Here is a 17,266-nt window from a genome sequence, read left to right as displayed (position 1 = left end):
CAGCGGCTCACAGCTCGTGGCCGAGCGCGGCACCGAGCCGCGTCACCAGGTCGTACGCGGCATCCGGGATCACGGTGCCGGGCGGGAACACGGCCGCGGCCCCCGCCTCGTGCAGCGCCTGGACGTCCTGCGGCGGAATCACCCCGCCCACCACGATCATGATGTCGTCGCGGCCCTCGGCGGCGAGCTCCTCGCGGAGCGCCGGGACGAGCGTGAGGTGCCCGGCGGCCAGCGAGGAGACGCCCACGATGTGCACGTCCGCCTCCACCGCCTGCCGCGCCACCTCGGCGGGCGTCTGGAACAGCGGGCCGACGTCGACGTCGAAGCCCAGGTCGGCGAAGGCCGTCGAGATCACCTTCTGGCCGCGGTCGTGGCCGTCCTGCCCCATTTTGGCGACCAGGATGCGCGGACGACGCCCCTCGGCCTCCTCGAACTGCTCCACCAGCGCCCGGGTACGGTCCACGGAGGGGGACTCACCTGCTTCGTTGCGGTACACACCGGAGATCGTACGGATCTGGCCGGCGTGCCTCCCGTACACCTTCTCCAAGGCGTCCGAGATCTCGCCCACGGTCGCCATCGCGCGTGCCGCGTCGACGGCGAGTGCCAGCAGATTGCCGTCGAGGCCGGGTCCGGGATCCCGCCCGGCCGCCGCGGTCAGCGCGCGCAGCGCCTCCTGGCAGGCCGACTCGTCGCGCTCCTCGCGCAGCCGACGCAGCTTCTCGATCTGCTGGGTGCGCACCGAGGAGTTGTCGACCTTGAGCACATCGATCTGTTCGTCGGTCTCCACCCGGTACTTGTTGACCCCGATCACCGGCTGGCGTCCGGAGTCGATCCGCGCCTGCGTACGGGCCGCGGCCTCCTCGACCCGGAGCTTGGGGATGCCCGCGTCGATGGCCCGCGCCATGCCGCCCGCCGCCTCGACCTCCTCGATGTGCTGCCATGCCCGCCGCGCCAGGTCGTACGTCAGCTTCTCCACGTACGCGCTGCCGCCCCACGGGTCGATGACCCGGCCGGTGCCCGACTCCTGCTGGAGCAGCAGCTGGGTGTTCCGGGCGATGCGCGCCGAGAAGTCCGTCGGCAGGGCGAGCGCCTCGTCGAGCGCGTTGGTGTGCAGCGACTGGGTGTGGCCCTGGGTCGCGGCCATCGCCTCCACGCAGGTCCGGGTGACGTTGTTGAACACGTCCTGCGCGGTCAGCGACCACCCGGACGTCTGTGAATGGGTGCGCAGGGACAGCGACTTGGCATTCTTCGGCTCGAACTCCCGGACCAGCTTGGCCCACAGCAGGCGGGCCGCCCGCAACTTCGCGATCTCCATGAAGAAGTTCATGCCGATCGCCCAGAAGAACGACAGCCGCGGCGCGAACGCGTCCACGTCGAGACCGGCGTCCCGCCCGGCCCGCAGATACTCCACCCCGTCCGCCAGGGTGTACGCCAGCTCCAGATCGGCGGTCGCACCCGCCTCCTGGATGTGATAGCCGGAGATGGAGATCGAGTTGTAGCGCGGCATCTTCTGCGAGGTGTACGCGAAGATGTCGGAGATGATCCGCATCGAGGGCTTCGGCGGATAGATGTATGTGTTGCGGACCATGAACTCCTTCAGAATGTCGTTCTGAATGGTCCCGGCCAGCTTCTCGGGCGGCACGCCCTGTTCCTCGGCGGCGACGATGTACAGCGCCAGTACGGGGAGCACCGCGCCGTTCATCGTCATCGACACCGACATCCGGTCCAGCGGGATGCCGTCGAAGAGCTGGCGCATGTCGTAGATCGAGTCGATCGCCACACCCGCCATGCCGACGTCGCCGGTCACCCGCGGGTGGTCGCTGTCGTAGCCCCGGTGGGTCGGCAGGTCGAAGGCGACGGAGAGACCCTTCTGCCCGGCCGCGAGATTGCGGCGGTAGAAGGCGTTGGACTCCTCGGCGGTGGAGAACCCGGCGTACTGCCGGATCGTCCAGGGCTGGTTGACGTACATCGTCGGGTACGGGCCCCGCAGATACGGGGCGATGCCCGGATACGTACCGAGGAAGTCGAGTCCCTCCAGGTCACGGCCGGTGTACAGCGGCTTGACCGTGATGCCTTCCGGGGTCTCCCACAGCAGATCGCCGTCGGAACTGCCGGAGGACTCCTTCACACAATCGCGCCACTGGTCCTCGGACACCTCGGCGGCGCCGCCCGGTCCGAGCCCGATGTCGGAGAAGTCAGGGATACGCATTACGCCACACCCATACTGTCGAGAACGGAGGAGAGCACGGCCACCACATCGGAGCCCGCGAAGACGTACTCGTCGACACCGGTGTACCCGCCGGGCCGGCCGGCGAGGAACACCCGCAGGGCGCCCGCCGAGCCCAGTGCTTCGGCGACCGCCCCGGCCTGCTCGGCGTAGAGCGCGTCGCTGGAACAGAGGCACGCCACGGTGGCCCCGCTCGCCCTGAACGCGTCGGCGGCCGTCGCCGCGTCGATCGCGGCCGGGTCGTGGACCGGCTCGATTCCGCCCGCCTGGAACAGGTTCGAGGCGAACGACGCCCGCGCCGTGTGCGCCGCGGCCGGGCCGAGCGCGGCGAGGAACACCCGCGGCCGCTGTCCGGTCGCCGCGAGATGGGCGTCCGACCGGGCGCGCAGCGCCTCGAACGCCTCGTCACGACGGACCCTGGGCAGACCGCCCGACGCCGGGGCGGACACCTCGGCGGGGGCCGCCTCGCGTTCCACCGGGCGCTCCGCCAGCTGCGGGAACTCACTGACCCCGGTGACCGGCTCCTTGCGCCGCGCCAGATCCTTGCTGCGGGCCGCCCACGTCGCCGCGAGCCGTTCCCCGATCATTCCCGAGCGCAGGGCGGCCGCCTGGCCGCCCGAGCGCTCGATCTCCTGGAAGAACGCCCAGGCGGCTTCGGCGAGTTCGGCGGTGAGCCGCTCCACGTACCAGGAACCGCCCGCCGGGTCGATCACCCGGGCCAGATACGACTCCTCCAGCAGGATCGTCGACGTATTACGGGCGATGCGCCGGGCGAAGGCGTCCGGCAGACCCAGGGCGTGATCGAACGGCAGCACGGTGACGGAGTCGGCCCCGCCGACCCCCGCGCCCAGGCAGGCCAGCGTCGTCCGCAGCATGTTCACCCACGGGTCGCGCCGCGTCATCATCACCGACGACGTCACCGCGTGCTGGCGCTGCGCCCCGGCACCGGCAGCCCCGCAGACCTCGGCGACCCGGGCCCACAGCCGCCGCGCGGCCCGCAGCTTGGCGATGGTCAGGAACTGATCGGCCGTCGCCGCGTACCGGAACTCCAGCTGGGCACACGCCTCTTCGACGCCGAGCCCGGCCTCCGTCAGTGCCCGCAGATAGGCGACCCCGGTCGCCAGCGAAGCACCCAGCTCCTCGGCGGCCGAGCCGCCGGCCTCGTGGTACGGCAGGGCGTCGACGGTCAGCGCCCGCAGGCCGGGATACTCCCGGGCGCATCGCCCGGCCCAGTGGACCGCCGCCGTGAGGTCGGGCCCGGCGCCGCTGCGGGCGGCTTGCCCGAGCGGGTCGGCACCGAGGTTGCCGCGCGCGGCCTGCGCATCGACGCCCCGCTCCGCGTAGAGCCGGAGCAACTCCGTGGCCGCTGCGTCGAGTTCACTTCCCGCGTCGAGCGAAACGGGAGCGAGATCCAGCAGGACGCCGTCCAGCGCCGCCGCCAGAGCATCCACCGGAATGCCGCCCGCTTTGCCCACGGTCAGCCACAACGAGGTGACGCCGTTCTCCAGATCGGCGAGCACAGCCTCGTTGAGGCGGGCGGCATCCGGCAGGGTGTGCCGCTGCCGTACGTCCCAGCCGCCCGCCGCGTTGCCCTCGGCCTTGCCGCCGCGAGTGAAGGGGGCGAAGCCCGGATATCCGGCATTGGGCGCGCTGTCGCGCGAGGTGTAGAGGGGGCGGGTGATGAGCCCGTCCTCCACCGTGGTGGACAGTGCTTCCTCGGCGGCCGAACCCGCAACATCCTTGCCCGACTTGCGCAGCACGCCTTCTACAAGGCTCTGCCACTGTTCGTGGGCGGGGTGAGGGAATTCCGCGGCCAATGAAAACCCGTCGGCAGGCTGGACCGTCATGGCCCAGATGCTAGGTCAGGTCTCGGACGAGCAGCAGGGGCTCCGTCTGTGACCTTGCCCTCCCCGAACGCACTTGATCCTTCACACAGGGTCGCGTAGCCGACCCGGATGCGGACCTTGGTGCTTCCTCCAATGAGCCTGGCATTTGCTCCATGAATCATCCGGATGGATTGCAGCTGCCAGATCAATCGGAATATCTTGTGGCACATGCAGTCCTACACAATCGGGCAGGCAGCGCGTCTGCTGGGGGTCAGCCCCGACACGGCCCGCCGCTGGGCGGACGCCGGACGGGTCGCGACCCACCGCGACGAAGGCGGCCGCCGACTCATCGACAGCCGGGATCTGGCCGCGTTCTCCATCGAGATCGGCCAGGGCGGGGGAGGCGAGGACGACCCCTCGTACACGTCGGCCCGCAACGCCTTCCCGGGCATCGTCACCGCAGTGAAGCTCGGCGATGTCGCGGCCCAGGTCGAGATCCAGGCGGGCCCGCACCGGCTGGTGTCGTTGCTCACCCGGGAGGCCGTCGAGGAACTCGGACTGGAGGTCGGCATGCAGGCCACCGCTCGCGTGAAGTCCACCAACGTGCACATCGACCGCGTCTGATCGCGCCTCACCCACGACGCGCCTCACCCACGGCGCGCGTCACCTACGACGTGCATCACCTACGACGCGCGTCACCCACGACTCGCCTCACCCACGGCGCGCGTCACCTACGACGTGCATCACCTACGACGCGCGTCACCCACGACTCGCCTCACCCACGGCGCGCGTCACCTACGACGTGCATCACCTACGACGCGCGCATCAACTTCAAGGAGCCCCCGGCACCATGACGACCACCCTCACCAGGCGCCGCGCCGCCGCCGCGATCGTGACCGCCGCGCTGCTGGTCCCACTCGCCGCGTGCGGCAGCGGTGACGACACGGGGAAGGACTCCACCGGGAAGTCCGCGGCGTCGTCCGGCACCCCCGGGGCACGGCTGACGGTGCTGGCCGCGGCCTCGCTCACCGACGTGTTCAAGACCGCGGGCGCCGCGTATGAGAAGGAACACCCCGGCACGAAGGTGACGTTCTCCTTCGCCGGCTCCCAGGAACTCGCCGCCCAGGTCAAGCAGGGCGCCCCCGCCGACGCCCTGGTCACCGCGGACACCAAGACGATGGACGGGCTGAAGTCCGACACCGACACCCCCACCGTCATCGCCAAGAATCGCCTCGTCATCGCCACCGGGGAGGGCAACCCGGAGAAGATCGCGAGCTTGAAGGACCTGACGAACCCCGACCTCAAGGTCGTCCTGGCCGCACTCGAGGTTCCGGTCGGCCGGTACAGCAAGCAGGTCCTCGACGCCCAGAAGCTCAGTGTCAAGGCGGTCTCCCAGGAGCCCAGCGTCCGCGCCGTCCTCAGCAAGGTCGAGCTGGGTGAGGCCGACGCCGGCATCGTCTACAAGACGGACGCCGCCACGGCCACCGGCAAGGTCGACGCCATCGACATCCCCGACGCGCAGAACGCCGTCGCCTCCTACCCGGCGGCGACGCTGCGGCAGTCCAAGAACGCCGAGGCCGCCACGGCGTTCGTGAAGTGGCTGAGCACCCCCGAGGCGCAGAAGATCCTGCAGGCCGCGGGCTTCCAGCAGCCTTAGGCCCTGACCGGCACGCCGTACACACCGCACAGGGGCTCCCCGGCCGGGGGGACGGGGAGCCCCTGTGCGGCCGAACCAGTTCCACACGTACCGACCGATGACCCAGGGAATCCGATGAGAGCACTCCACAGCCGGGTGCCCGGCGCGCGTACCCCCGTCGCCCTGGCCCTCCCCGCGCTGCTCGCCGTCGCGTTCCTGCTGATGCCGCTGATCGGCATCCTGGCCCGCACCTCCTGGGCCGACCTGGGCACCCATCTGACCAGCCCGGGAGTCACCCAGGCGCTCCAACTGTCGCTGCTCGTCTCGTTCTGGGCCCTGGGCCTCTCGCTGCTGCTCGGGGTGCCCCTGGCCTGGCTGCTGGCCCGGGTCGACTTCCCCGGCAAGGCGCTCGTCCGCTCGCTGGTCCTGCTGCCGATGGTGCTGCCGCCCACCGTCGGAGGCGTGGCGCTCCTCCTCGGCTTCGGCCGCCGGGGCCTGCTCGGCCCCTGGCTGGAGAGCACCTTCGGGATCACCCTGCCGTTCCACACCTCCGGCGCGGTGGTCGCGGCGACCTTCGTCGCGATGCCGTTCCTCGTCATCAGCCTCGAAGGCGCACTGGCCGGTCTGCGCGCCTCGTACGAGGAGACCGCGGCCTCCCTGGGCGCCTCACCGGTCCGGGTATTCTTCACGGTCACCCTCCCGATGGTCGCCCCCGGTCTCGCCGCCGGGGCCGCACTCACCTGGGCGCGGGCGCTCGGCGAGTTCGGCGCGACCATCACGTTCGCGGGCAACCTGCCCGGCACCACCCAGACGCTGCCACTCCAGGTCTACCTGCTGCTCCAGGACTCCCCGGAGGCCGCCACCTCCGTCTCGCTCCTGCTCCTCGCCATCGCCATGGCCGTGCTCATCGCACTGCGCGGGCGCTGGACCGGCACACCGCGCGACCGCGCACGCGCCCCCGGGCGCGCCGCGGACGACCTGGCGGCGATGGACGGCACGGACAGCACGGGCCCGGCCGGCGCCCCGACCGTCCGGCCGGGCCGCGAAGCGCCTCCCGTCCCGCAGGAGACCCGGTCGCTGCACGCCGAGGTCACCGGCTTCACCCGGCTGATCCTCGACGCGGCGCCCGGCACCACCATCGCCGTCGTCGGACCCAACGGCGCGGGCAAGACGACCCTGCTGCGCGCCCTCCTCGGCCTCACCCCGCGCGCCCGGGCCCGGCTGCGCCTCGGCGACACCGACGTCACCGCACTGCCCCCGCACCGCCGCCAGGTCGCCTGGGTGCCGCAGGACGGTGCGCTCTTCCCGCACCTGAGCGCGCTGACGAACACGGCGTACGGACTCCGCGCCCACGGCGTCCCCCGGGCCGAGGCCCGGCGCGAGGCACAGGAGTGGCTCGACCGGCTGGGTGTCGGCGGTCTCGCCCACCGCAGGCCCGCCCAGCTCTCCGGCGGCCAGGCCCAGCGCGTGGCCCTGGCCCGGGCGCTTGCCGCCCGCCCCTGGCTGCTGCTGCTCGACGAGCCGCTAGCCGCCCTCGACCAGACCACCCGCGCCCACGTTCGGCACACCCTGCGCACCCATCTCGCCGGCTTCGGCGGCGTCTGCCTGATCGTCACCCACGACCCCGTCGAAGCGGTCTCACTGGCCGACCGGGTGCTGGTGCTCGACGAGGGCCGCATCCTCCAGTACGCGGCACCGGCCGAGGTGACCCGGCATCCGCGCTCGCCCTGGGTCGCCCGGATGCTCGGCCGCAACGCCTGGCCCGGTACCGCCGCCGCCGACGGCACCCTCGGCCTCGCCGACGGGGGCCGGCTGGTCGTCGCGGACTCCCTCGCCGAGGGGACGGCCGCCCTCGCGATCATCGCGCCGGAAGCGGTCTCCGTGCACGAGGACAGGCCCGGCGGAAGCCCCCGTAACGTCTGGCCCGGCACGGTCCGTGAGCTCACCGCCGTGGGCAGCAGGCTGCGGGTGGTGATCGCCTCGGAGGAGGTTCCGGACCTGGTCGCCGAGATCACCCCGGAAGCGGCGACCGAGCTGGGCCTCAGCGAGGGCACGGCCGTGTGGACCGGCGTCAAGGCGACCGAGGTCACTGTCGTCACCCTGTGACCCATCACCGGGAATCATGTGGTCAAAAACCCAATGGCCGCCGCGTCCTCGCGCGCGGTCAATTCTTCCGGGTCGCGGAGAGAAACGGAGAGAACTGGAGGGAAGAGGTGGCGATTTCACATTCTCGCTATCTCCTTCTCCTTCGGTGTCCTCTATCCGCGTCCCTGCGGCGTTTTACTTTGTCGAATTCCCGGCAGCGTGCGACGTTTGACCCGGTCGGCTGACGAATCAATCCAGCTGGCGAATCCATTCGGATACGTGTCGGGAAAAGGGGAAGTTCATCGTGCAGACCGCCAGGGCCGTCCCGGCATCCACCATCGTCAATCTGCGCGATCTGGGCGGCATCTCCCTGGGCCGCGGCTGCCAGGTCCGGCCGGGCACCGTACTGCGCTCCGGTCAGCTCAGCGGGCTGGACGCGGCTCGGGACATGGCGGTGGCCGAGCTCGGCATCCGCACCGTCGTCGATCTGCGGACCGCCGACGAGCGCACGGCGGCCCCCGACCGGCTGCCTCCGGGTGCACGGCTCTTCGTCGCCGACGTGCTCGGCGACAACCCGGGCGTGGCGCCCGCCCGGCTGCGCGCGCTGCTCGCCGACCCGGTCGAGGCGGAGCAGTTGCTGGGCAGCGGGAAGGCCGAGGAGATGTTCGCCGAGACCTACCGCCAGATGGTGCTCTCGCCGGGGGCCGCCGCCGCATACCGGGCCTTCGTCGAGACGGCCGCCGACGACCGGGCCCGCCCGGTGCTCTTCCACTGCACGGCCGGCAAGGACCGTACCGGCTGGGCCACGGCGCTGCTGCTGATGATGCTCGGTGCGGAACGCGATGTGGTGCGGGCCGAGTTCCTCGCGGTGAATCCGGTCGTACGGGTCGCCTACGCCCCGTACGTACAGGGCTTCCTGGACGCGGGCGGCGACCCGGAGATCGCCTCCGCGATCATCGAGGTCCGCCCCCGCTATCTCGACATGGCGCTGGACGCCATGGACGAGCGGTGGGGCGGGCTCGACGGGTACGTGCGCGACGGACTGAGGATTCCCGAGGCTGCGGTGGAGCGGCTGCGCGGCGGACTCACGATGTCCACCTGAGCCCGTGCGGCGTGCGCGGCGGGCGCTGCCGGGGGCCTGGGTATGGTGAAAGGGCCGGAATGCGAATCCGCCGAGAGGGGCGCACGTTGACCGAACGCAAACCTGCGGGCGTCAGCTTCGAATCATGGGTCGACAAGCAGATCCGCGAGTCCGAGCAGCGCGGTGATTTCTCACAGTTGCCGGGATTCGGGAAGCCTCTCGAATCCCTCGACGCCCCGTACGACGAGACCTGGTGGATCAAGCGGAAGATGCAGCGGGAGGGGGTGTCGGTGCTCCCGCCGGCCCTGGCGCTGCGCAAGGAGGCGGAGGACGTGCGTGAGGCCGTGTCCCGGGCGCGGACCGAGGCCGACGTGCGGCGCATGCTGGCCGAGGTCAACGAGAAGATCCGGGCAGCCGTTCGGCGGCCGCCGCCCGGGCCCCTGCTGAACCTCAAGCCGTTCGACATCGACGCCGTGGTCGAGGAGTGGCGCGTGGCCCGGCGCTCGGCGTAGCCCCGCGCCGGGAGCTCGGAGGCAAGGGCCCCGCAGCGACCGGGTACGTACCGGGCGCGCAACCTGATGCGTAATACTCCCTCTATGAGATCGAGCATTACGCGCACGAGTGGCGGTGCGCGTCGCGAGAATGTACGGATCAGGCGCGCGACCGCACAGGACGCCCGGCGGCTCACCCGGTTGGTCAGGAACTCCCGCGCCTACGAGGGCCATTACGCCGCCATGGTCGCCGGATACCGGGTGGGGCCCGACTACATCGAGACCCACCGGGTCTTCGCGGCCGTCGAGGCAGGCACCGACCGGCTCCTCGGCTTCTACGCCTTGATCCTCGACCCGCCGGAACTCGACCTCATGTTCGTCGCCGACGACGCACAGGGCCTCGGTATCGGGCGGACGCTCGTCACGCATCTGCGCGAGGAGGCGCGGCGCACCGGCCTGACCGGCGTCCGTATCGTCTCGCATCCGCCCGCCGAGGGCTTCTACCGGAGCGTGGGCGCCCGGCGCACCGGCACCCTCGCTGCCAACCCGCCCGCGGTGATGTGGGACCGGCCCGAACTGGTGCTGCCGGTCGGCTGAACCGTCGCCGGAAGGGTTCGGCCCGAACCCGTGCCCGGATTCCGGCCGAACCCCCTTTCCCGTACGCCGGGTTACGAGGGGAAGCCCCCGTACGGACGCGTGATGATCTCCATGGCGTGACCAGCGGGATCGAGGAAGTACACACCCCGGCCGCCGTCATTGTGGTTGATCTCGCCCGGATGCTTCCGATGCGGGTCCGCGTAGTAGGTGAGCCCGAGCTCCTTGATACGGGCGTACGCCCTGTCGAACTCGGGCTCCGAAACGAGGAAGGCGTAATGCTGCAGGGCGATCGACGCTTCGGGAACGGTCGCGAAGTCCAGGGTGACGCCGTTCGCGGTGGCGACCGGGACGAACGGGCCCCATTCCGTGCCGACTTCCAGGCCCAGTACGTCCGCGAGGAACTCGGCGGACTCTCGGTTGTCCCGGGCGGAAACGATGGTGTGATTCAACTCGACTGACACTGTGGAATGCCTCCAACAGGCATCTCACGAGCACCTCCACGCCTCACCCGGCCGGTGACCGACGCGCGATGCCGTACTCAAAATCCTAGATGCGTCCGGACGGCTCGTCGAGGGCACGGCATGATCGCCGTGAGGTCTACGGTGGTTGAGGCGGGACAGGCGATGCACTTCGCGCATCGGGACGGAGGCTCACAGTGACCTCGACATCCCACGGTCCCGGCGGCCGGGACCCCGACACGGGCCGCGACGAGACGCCCGAGGAACGGGCGGACCGGCGGTGGGGGGAACTGCTCCAGGAACTACGGGTCGCCCAGACGGGCGTCCAGATCCTGTTCGGCTTCCTGCTCGCCGTCGTCTTCCAGCCGCGCTTCGCCGAGCTGTCGGACGCCGACCGCACCATCTACGTGGTCACCGTGATGCTGGGCTCCGCCACCGCCGCCGCCCTGATCGGGCCCGTGTCGTACCACCGGCTGGTCACCGGACGGCGGCTCAAGCCGCAGACGGTCACCTGGGCGTCCCGGCTGACCGTGCTCGGACTGGTCCTGCTGCTGTGCACCATGTGCTCCAGCCTGCTGCTGATCCTGCGGGTGGCCCTGCACAACTCCCTCGCCCTGTGGCTCGTCGGCGGCATGGCGCTGTGGTTCCTGATCTGCTGGTTCGTGTTCCCGGCCCGGGCGCTGGCCCGATCCTCGCGCGATCGCGACAAATGACCACCGCACGGGGCGGCCCTTTACGGGGCGGCGCTGTACCGGGCGGGTGGATCAGCCCGCATCGGCCGCCGTGGGGTCCCGGACGTCCGTAACCGTGAAGAGCCCGCCGTCCGGGTCCAGCAGGGTCGCCTCGCTGCCCTGCCCCAGCGGACGCTGTTCGACCAGGCTGCCGCCGTGCTGCCGTGCCGCCTCGACCGTGGCCGCCACATCGGCGACGGGGAAATGGACCTGCCAGTGCGGACGGACCAGCGGATCGGGTGCCGCCTCCACTGCTCCGGAGCTGATCCGGGCGAGTTGGCGCCCGTTGCAGTCGACGATGACCTCGTCCTTCTCGTACGACACCTCGCAGCCCCCGGGGCGACCGCTCGCCCAGTCGAGCACCCCGCCGTAGAAGATCGCCGCGTCGAAGGCGTTCCTCGTGTGCAGCCGCAGCCAGGCGTGCGAGTAACCGTCCGGCGCCGGGGGCGAGGTCGCGGGCTCGGTCCGCTCCCAGATGCCGAACACCGCGCCGTCGAGATCGGCCGCCAGCGCCCCGCGCCCCTTGCCGAGGGCGAGCGGCCCCACCGCGACCGTGCCGCTGCGCTCACGGATCCGTGAGGCCGCCGCGTCGGCGTCCGGGACGGCGAAGTAGGGCGTCCAGGCAACGGCCACCCGGTAGGCGGTCGCCACCGCGCCGATGCCGGCGACCGGCACGTCCCCGCGGCGTGCGACGGAGAATTCCTGCCCCAGCTTGCCCGGCCGGAAGGTCCAGCCCAGCACGGCGCCGTAGAACTCCTGCGCCGATCCCAGGTCGCGGGTCATGAGATTGACCCAGCAGGGCGCTGCGGATCCGGTCAGCGGTGCCGGCATCGACGCCGCCCCGGGATGGCTTCCGGTCATGGTTCTAACTGCCTTCATCGGTTCTGCGGCCTGCGCGTGCCGGTGGCCGTCGGAGCCTCACCAGCCTCACCGCGGGCAGCCACTCCCGCAACACGCGGCCGCGCCGCGCACTCCGCTGCGGCGCGGCGCCGGGACCGGCATCCCGGCCGCCGGGAGGTCAGTCCCGCTGCTCGTCCGTGTCGCGATGGATGGGCTCGTTCCCGCGGTCACCGAGCTCGTAGGGGGACAGCCCCCGGCCATTGGGCGGGAAGCTGTCGTCGGCGTGGACATCGCGTTGCTCGACGTGGCTCCGGTGGTCCGGCCGCGGTGGCTGGTCCTCGGGCCGGGGCGGCGGCGGCTCCTGGGCCCGGCGCTTCTTGCCCAGCCAGAAGCCGCCGATCAGCATGGCCACGACCGCCACTCCGACAATGCCCATCACCGCACCGACGGCGCCGCGCCCGTCGGCGAGGGTGAGGGCCAGTGAACTGAGGTCTGCGTTCGATACGTCCATGCCTCCCGGATACCCCGAGGGGCAGGCATCACTCGGTAATGACTGCGAATTCATGTTTTAAGTGGATATGAACCTAAAAGTGTTTCGGTGGTGCGGGGCGCCCGGCGGGCCGGGTCCGGCGCCTCTCCCCGTCCGCCGGCCGGCGGCCTCGTGTCGCCGTCACCTGGCAGTGGGGCGAGCCTGGAGAGGATCGCCGAATTCGCCGGAGGGAAGCGATGGGAGTGCCGAATTTGCTCAGCCGGTGGCCGCAGGACGACGGCTCGACCGCCTGCGGCTGCTGGATCTACTGCGGGGTGTACGCGGACCGCACACGCTTCGGGATCTTCGCCGCGGGCATCGCCTTGGCCGAGGACCCCGTCTACACCGTCGGCCCCCAGCGCGGGGTCGCACCACACAACGCCGAGCGGAAGGAGCCGCGGTGAACACCATCAAGGAGAGGAAGCCGGAGGAGAGCCTGCACGGACAGGAGGTCACGGTCGTCATCAGCGGGTGCGACACGGGTGACGCGCGGATGGTCTTCGACGCGCTGCGGGCCGCTTTCACCACTGACCGGGCCTCGGTCGACGTACCGAGGAAGCTCGCGGAGAGGCGCCCCACGGCATGGGTGGCGACCGTCGACGTCACCGAGGAGCGGGTGATCTCCGGACCGCTCGCACTCGGCGCACCCGTGAAGATCGATGTGCAGGGCGGCTACTGGGCGGTCGAACGGCTCCGGCGGAGCCTGGCGCACGCCTTCGACGTACGCGTCGTCGGGACGGTCTCCGGAGACCAGGAGGAAGAGGTACGCCTGCGCCTGGAAAGCCACCTGAGCCACCGGAGCAACGGGAGCCGATAGGCCGGCGGGCCACCGCCCGGCGACGGAGCAATGAAGCGGGAAGGCAGGACACGTCTGGTAGAAAACGGACAAAAGGCCACCTCTGAAAGGTGCGAGTGAGTGGACCCCTCTCGCGGGCGGGACGACGGTGCGCGACAGCCGGGAGCAACCGGTGACCGCTCCACCCTGACCCTGCACATCAACGGAACCGAGCAGACCCTGACGCTCGATCACCGCACCACGGTCCTGGACACTCTGCGCGAACATCTCGACCTCACCGGAGCGAAGAAGGGTTGCGACCACGGACAGTGCGGGGCGTGCACCGTCATCGTCGACGGGCGGCGCGCCAACAGCTGCCTGCTGTTCGCCGTCGCCCACGACGGCGCCCGCATCACCACCGTCGAGGGCCTCGCCGACGGGGACCGGCTCCACCCCGTCCAGGAAGCCTTCCTGGACCGCGACGCCCTGCAGTGCGGCTACTGCACCCCCGGCCAGATCTGCTCGGCCGTCGGCATGCTCGGCGAGGCAGCGGACGGCTTCCCGTCCCATGTCACCGCGCGCACCGCGCCCGTATCCACCCCGGTGCCGCTCGACGCCCTTGAGATCCGCGAGCGGATGAGCGGCAACCTGTGCCGCTGCGGCGCCTACCCCCGTATCGTCGAGGCGATCGAGGACGTGGCGCCGTGAAACCTTTCTCCTACCTGCGCGCCCGGTCCGCCGAGGAAGCGGTCCGCGAGAGCAGCGCCCACCCCGGTGCCGCATTCCTCGGCGGCGGCACCAACCTCGTCGACCTGATGAAGCTCGGTGTGGAAACCCCCGGCCTGCTCATCGACATCAGCCGACTGCCCCTGGACCGGGTGGCCGACAGCGACGACGGCGGGCTGCGCATCGGCGCGACCGTACGCAACAGCGACCTGGCCGCCCATCCCGCGGTACGCACCCGCTACCCCGTCCTGTCGCAGGCCCTGCTGTCCGGCGCCTCCGGGCAGCTCCGCAACACCGCCACGACCGGCGGCAACCTGCTGCAGCGCACCCGCTGCCCGTACTTCCAGGACACGTCCAAACCGTGCAACAAACGGGAACCCGGCACCGGCTGCCCCGCCCGTGAAGGCGCCCACCGCGACCTCGCCGTGCTCGGCAACTCCGAGCACTGCGTCGCCACCCACCCGTCCGACATGGCCGTCGCCCTGGCCGCCCTCGACGCCACCGTCCACCTGCACGGGGCGGACGGTGAACGGACCGTGCCCGCCACTGAATTCCACCGCCTGCCGGGCGACACCCCCCACCTGGACACCGAGATCAGAACGGGCGAACTCATCACCGAGGTGGTCCTCCCACCGCGCCCCGACGGTGCCGGATCCCTCTACCGCAAGGCCCGCGACCGCGCCTCGTTCGCCTTCGCCCTGGCATCCGTCGCCGCGGTACTGGGCGTCCGTGACGGCCGTATCGCGCATGCGGCGCTGGCCTTCGGCGGGCTCGCCCACCGACCCTGGCGCGCACGCACCGCGGAAGACGTGCTCCGGGGCGCGCCGGCCACCGACGAGACCTTCGCCCGCGCCGTGGACGCCGAACTCGCCGCGGCCCGGCCCCTGCGCGACAACGCGTTCAAGGTGGGCCTCGCCCGCAGCCTGGCCGTCGGCGCGCTGGCCGAACTCGCCGCCGACAGCTGAGCCACCGCAGATTACGCCGACCAGCAGACGTGAGGACCCCGTCATGAGCCAGGCCCCTCCGCCCCTGGGCACCCCCGTCGTCCGCCGCGAGGGCCGGGACAAGGTCACGGGCACCGCCCGCTACGCCGCAGAGCACACCCCGCCGGGCTGTCTGTACGGCTGGCCCGTCCCCGCCACCATCGCCCGCGGCCGCGTCCGCGCCATCCACACCGACGAGGCGTTGGCCGTGCCGGGCGTGTGCGCCGTCCTCACCCACGAGAACGCCCCGAGGCTGAAGCAGCTCGACGACCCGATCCTCGCCGTCCTCCAGGACGACCGGGTTCCGCACCGGGGCTGGCACATCGCGCTCGTGGTGGCCGACACGCTCGACCGGGCCCGCGCCGGGGCCGAGGCGCTGCGGATCTCCTACGAGCCCACCGGGCACGACGTCCTGCTGACCGAGGACCATCCCGGCCTGTACACCCCGAAGATCGTCAACGGCGACTACCCCGCCGTCCGCGAACGCGGCGACGCCGACCGGGCCTTCGTCACCGCACCCGTCCAGGTCGACGTCACCTACACCCTCGGCGCCCTGCACAACCACCCCATGGAGCCGCACGCGTCCACCGCGCAGTGGACGGACGACGGCGGGCTGACCGTCATCGACGCCAGCCAGGGCTCCACCAAGGTCCGCGACAGCCTCGCCATCGCGTTCGGACTCCGCCCGCAGCAGGTCACCGTGGTCTCCGAACACGTCGGCGGCGGCTTCGGCTCCAAGGGCACGCCGCGCCCGCAGACCGTCCTCGCCGCCATGGCCGCACGCCACACCGGGCACCCCGTCAAGATCGCCCTGCCCCGCCGCCAGATGGCCGCCGTGGTCGGTCACCGCGCACCCACCGTGCAGCACATCCGGCTCGGCGCCGAACTCGACGGCACCCTCACCTCGGTCACCCACGAGGTCGTCACCCAGACCTCCACCATCAAGGAGTTCGTCGAGCAGGCAGCCGTACCGACCCGGATCATGTACGGATCCGACCACAGCCGTACCGCCCATCGGGTGACCGCCCTGGACGTGCCGAGCCCCTCCTGGATGCGCGCACCGGGCGAGACCCCGGGCCTGTACGCGCTGGAATCCGCCATGGACGAACTCGCCTCGGCCCTCGGCATGGACCCCGTAGAACTGCGGTTGCGCAACGACCCGGTGACCGAACCCGACTCCGGTCGCCCGTTCAGCAGCCGCGGCCTCGCGGCCTGCCTGGAGAAGGGCGCCGCACGCTTCGGCTGGTACGAGCGCGATGCCCGCCCCGCGGTCCGCGAAGAGGGACCGCTGCTGCTCGGTACGGGCGTCGCCGCCGCCACGTACCCCGTGTACATCCTGGCCTCCAGCGCCTCGGCGCACGCGGCACCCGACGGCTCGTACCTCATCCGGGTCAACGCCACCGACATCGGCACCGGCGCCCGCACCGTACTGGCGCAGATCGCCGCCTCCGTGCTGGAAACCCCGGTCGAGAACGTCCGGATCGACATCGGCAACAGCGAACTGCCCGACGCCCCGCTGGCCGGCGGCTCCTCGGGCACGGCCTCCTGGGGCTGGTCCGTGCACAAGGCGGCCACGGACCTCCGGCGGCAACTGCGCGAGCGAACCGGCCCGTTGCCCGCCGGGGGACTGACCGCCTTCGCGGACACCGAACAGGAGACGTCGGCGCGATCCCCTTACGCCCGGCACGCGTTCGGGGCGCACTTCGCCGAGGTCGCCGTCGACTCCCGCACCGGAGAAGTGCGGGTGCGGCGGATGCTCGGCGTCTTCGCCGCCGGGCGCATCCTCAACCCCCGTACCGCACGCTCCCAGTTCACCGGCGGCATGACCATGGGAATCGGCATGGCCCTGACCGAGTCCAGCACCATGGACCCCGCCTTCGGCGACTTCACCGAGAACGATCTGGCCTCCTACCATGTGCCGGTCTGCGCCGACGTGCCGGACATCGAGGTGGACTGGATCGACGAGATCGACCCGCATCTCAACCCGATGGGCAGCAAGGGCATCGGCGAGATCGGCATCGTCGGTGCCGCGGCGGCCGTCGGCAACGCGGTGCGGCACGCCACCGGTGTCCGGTTGCGCAGCCTCCCGATCACCCCGGACACCTTGCTGCCGTATCTGCTGTGAACTGGGCGGATCCTTTCCGTACGGCCGGCCCGCCATCTCCTGTGTTGCGCAACCGGCTCTGCCGAGTCACCCTGTGGAGTGACCCAGAAGTGACATCTGCTCACTCTTCGTGTTCGGGGGTCGTTGGTTCAATGAGGCGAAGTCAGTGGGCCTCGA

General features: G+C 71.2%; 17 protein-coding genes. 12 read left to right on the top strand and 5 right to left on the bottom strand.

What is annotated here, in order from left to right; all coding sequences use genetic code 11:
* Nucleotides 1-7: 7 nt before the first annotated feature.
* A complete protein-coding gene (scpA, locus tag OH735_RS01930; protein ID WP_406378879.1) occupies nucleotides 8-2,209 on the bottom strand; it encodes a methylmalonyl-CoA mutase in 2,202 nt (733 codons plus the stop codon).
* Nucleotides 2,209-4,074 carry a methylmalonyl-CoA mutase small subunit gene (gene mutA / locus OH735_RS01925; RefSeq protein ID WP_406378877.1) on the bottom strand — a complete coding sequence of 622 codons (1,866 nt, stop codon included), beginning with the start codon at nucleotides 4,072-4,074 and terminating at the stop codon, nucleotides 2,209-2,211. The genes scpA and mutA overlap by 1 nt, the downstream gene beginning before the upstream one ends.
* Before the next feature lie 207 nt (nucleotides 4,075-4,281).
* On the opposite strand from mutA, the gene OH735_RS01920 reads away from it, so the two are divergent.
* The 6 genes from OH735_RS01920 to OH735_RS01895 all read left to right on the top strand — a co-directional run bounded on the left by OH735_RS01920 (nucleotide 4,282) and on the right by OH735_RS01895 (nucleotide 9,943).
* Nucleotides 4,282-4,677 (top strand): molybdopterin-binding protein, encoded by a 396-nt coding sequence (locus OH735_RS01920; RefSeq protein ID WP_406378875.1) that lies wholly within the window; start codon nucleotides 4,282-4,284, stop codon nucleotides 4,675-4,677.
* Nucleotides 4,678-4,903: 226 nt separating this feature from the next.
* Nucleotides 4,904-5,710, top strand: coding sequence for a molybdate ABC transporter substrate-binding protein (gene modA, locus OH735_RS01915; protein WP_406378873.1), 807 nt, complete (start codon nucleotides 4,904-4,906; stop codon nucleotides 5,708-5,710).
* A gap of 114 nt (nucleotides 5,711-5,824) precedes the next feature.
* A complete protein-coding gene (locus OH735_RS01910) occupies nucleotides 5,825-7,795 on the top strand; it encodes an ABC transporter permease (protein ID WP_406378871.1) in 1,971 nt (656 codons plus the stop codon).
* A gap of 283 nt (nucleotides 7,796-8,078) precedes the next feature.
* The gene (locus OH735_RS01905) at nucleotides 8,079-8,876 is read left to right on the top strand and encodes a tyrosine-protein phosphatase (RefSeq protein ID WP_406378869.1); all 798 of its coding nucleotides are present in this window, start codon (nucleotides 8,079-8,081) and stop codon (nucleotides 8,874-8,876) included.
* 86 nt (nucleotides 8,877-8,962) lie between these two features.
* Nucleotides 8,963-9,367: a DUF1992 domain-containing protein gene (locus tag OH735_RS01900; RefSeq protein ID WP_406378867.1), complete on the top strand. Its 405-nt coding sequence runs from the start codon at nucleotides 8,963-8,965 to the stop codon at nucleotides 9,365-9,367.
* Between the two features lie 84 nt (nucleotides 9,368-9,451).
* Nucleotides 9,452-9,943: a GNAT family N-acetyltransferase gene (locus OH735_RS01895; RefSeq protein WP_406378865.1), complete on the top strand. Its 492-nt coding sequence runs from the start codon at nucleotides 9,452-9,454 to the stop codon at nucleotides 9,941-9,943.
* 71 nt (nucleotides 9,944-10,014) lie between these two features.
* On the opposite strand, the gene OH735_RS01890 is transcribed toward OH735_RS01895, so the two are convergent.
* Complete coding sequence (locus OH735_RS01890; protein WP_406378863.1) at nucleotides 10,015-10,404, bottom strand: VOC family protein; 390 nt, start codon at nucleotides 10,402-10,404, stop codon at nucleotides 10,015-10,017.
* A gap of 194 nt (nucleotides 10,405-10,598) precedes the next feature.
* Between OH735_RS01890 and OH735_RS01885 the strand changes: the two genes are divergently transcribed.
* Nucleotides 10,599-11,114, top strand: a complete 516-nt coding sequence (locus OH735_RS01885; RefSeq protein WP_406378862.1) for a DUF6328 family protein — start codon at nucleotides 10,599-10,601, stop codon at nucleotides 11,112-11,114.
* Between the two features lie 51 nt (nucleotides 11,115-11,165).
* Here the strand turns inward: OH735_RS01885 and OH735_RS01880 are convergent, their stop codons facing one another.
* Nucleotides 11,166-11,993, bottom strand: coding sequence for a VOC family protein (locus OH735_RS01880; RefSeq protein ID WP_406378860.1), 828 nt, complete (start codon nucleotides 11,991-11,993; stop codon nucleotides 11,166-11,168).
* 157 nt (nucleotides 11,994-12,150) lie between these two features.
* The gene (locus OH735_RS01875; protein WP_406378858.1) at nucleotides 12,151-12,483 is read right to left on the bottom strand and encodes a DUF6479 family protein; all 333 of its coding nucleotides are present in this window, start codon (nucleotides 12,481-12,483) and stop codon (nucleotides 12,151-12,153) included.
* A gap of 215 nt (nucleotides 12,484-12,698) precedes the next feature.
* Between OH735_RS01875 and OH735_RS01870 the strand changes: the two genes are divergently transcribed.
* The 5 genes from OH735_RS01870 (at nucleotide 12,699) to OH735_RS01850 (ending at nucleotide 17,110) form a co-directional block, all read left to right on the top strand.
* Nucleotides 12,699-12,905 (top strand): hypothetical protein, encoded by a 207-nt coding sequence (locus tag OH735_RS01870; RefSeq protein ID WP_406378856.1) that lies wholly within the window; start codon nucleotides 12,699-12,701, stop codon nucleotides 12,903-12,905.
* Entirely contained in the window at nucleotides 12,902-13,318 is a 417-nt protein-coding gene (locus OH735_RS01865; RefSeq protein ID WP_406378854.1) for a hypothetical protein, read from the top strand. Before OH735_RS01870 ends, OH735_RS01865 begins: the two co-directional genes overlap by 4 nt.
* A 99-nt stretch (nucleotides 13,319-13,417) precedes the next feature.
* Nucleotides 13,418-13,984 carry a 2Fe-2S iron-sulfur cluster-binding protein gene (locus OH735_RS01860; protein ID WP_406378852.1) on the top strand — a complete coding sequence of 189 codons (567 nt, stop codon included), beginning with the start codon at nucleotides 13,418-13,420 and terminating at the stop codon, nucleotides 13,982-13,984.
* Nucleotides 13,981-14,967, top strand: a complete 987-nt coding sequence (locus OH735_RS01855; protein ID WP_406378851.1) for an FAD binding domain-containing protein — start codon at nucleotides 13,981-13,983, stop codon at nucleotides 14,965-14,967. Before OH735_RS01860 ends, OH735_RS01855 begins: the two co-directional genes overlap by 4 nt.
* A gap of 43 nt (nucleotides 14,968-15,010) precedes the next feature.
* The gene (locus OH735_RS01850; protein ID WP_406378849.1) at nucleotides 15,011-17,110 is read left to right on the top strand and encodes a xanthine dehydrogenase family protein molybdopterin-binding subunit; all 2,100 of its coding nucleotides are present in this window, start codon (nucleotides 15,011-15,013) and stop codon (nucleotides 17,108-17,110) included.
* Nucleotides 17,111-17,266 lie beyond the last annotated feature (156 nt).

Origin of the sequence: Streptomyces sp. NBC_01618, from assembly GCF_045209435.1 — a bacterium.
In the GTDB taxonomy this organism is placed as follows: Bacteria; Actinomycetota; Actinomycetes; order Streptomycetales; family Streptomycetaceae; genus Streptomyces.
This window is presented reverse-complemented; position numbering and strand designations above follow the sequence as displayed.

Coding starts and splice junctions, on each gene's coding strand:
- scpA (WP_406378879.1), bottom strand. CDS start 2,209: ATGCGTATCCCTGACTTCTCCGACATCGGGCTCGGACCGGGCGGCGCC.
- mutA (WP_406378877.1), bottom strand. CDS start 4,074: ATGACGGTCCAGCCTGCCGACGGGTTTTCATTGGCCGCGGAATTCCCT.
- OH735_RS01920 (WP_406378875.1), top strand. CDS start 4,282: ATGCAGTCCTACACAATCGGGCAGGCAGCGCGTCTGCTGGGGGTCAGC.
- modA (WP_406378873.1), top strand. CDS start 4,904: ATGACGACCACCCTCACCAGGCGCCGCGCCGCCGCCGCGATCGTGACC.
- OH735_RS01910 (WP_406378871.1), top strand. CDS start 5,825: ATGAGAGCACTCCACAGCCGGGTGCCCGGCGCGCGTACCCCCGTCGCC.
- OH735_RS01895 (WP_406378865.1), top strand. CDS start 9,452: ATGAGATCGAGCATTACGCGCACGAGTGGCGGTGCGCGTCGCGAGAAT.
- OH735_RS01880 (WP_406378860.1), bottom strand. CDS start 11,993: ATGACCGGAAGCCATCCCGGGGCGGCGTCGATGCCGGCACCGCTGACC.
- OH735_RS01875 (WP_406378858.1), bottom strand. CDS start 12,483: ATGGACGTATCGAACGCAGACCTCAGTTCACTGGCCCTCACCCTCGCC.
- OH735_RS01870 (WP_406378856.1), top strand. CDS start 12,699: ATGGGAGTGCCGAATTTGCTCAGCCGGTGGCCGCAGGACGACGGCTCG.
- OH735_RS01850 (WP_406378849.1), top strand. CDS start 15,011: ATGAGCCAGGCCCCTCCGCCCCTGGGCACCCCCGTCGTCCGCCGCGAG.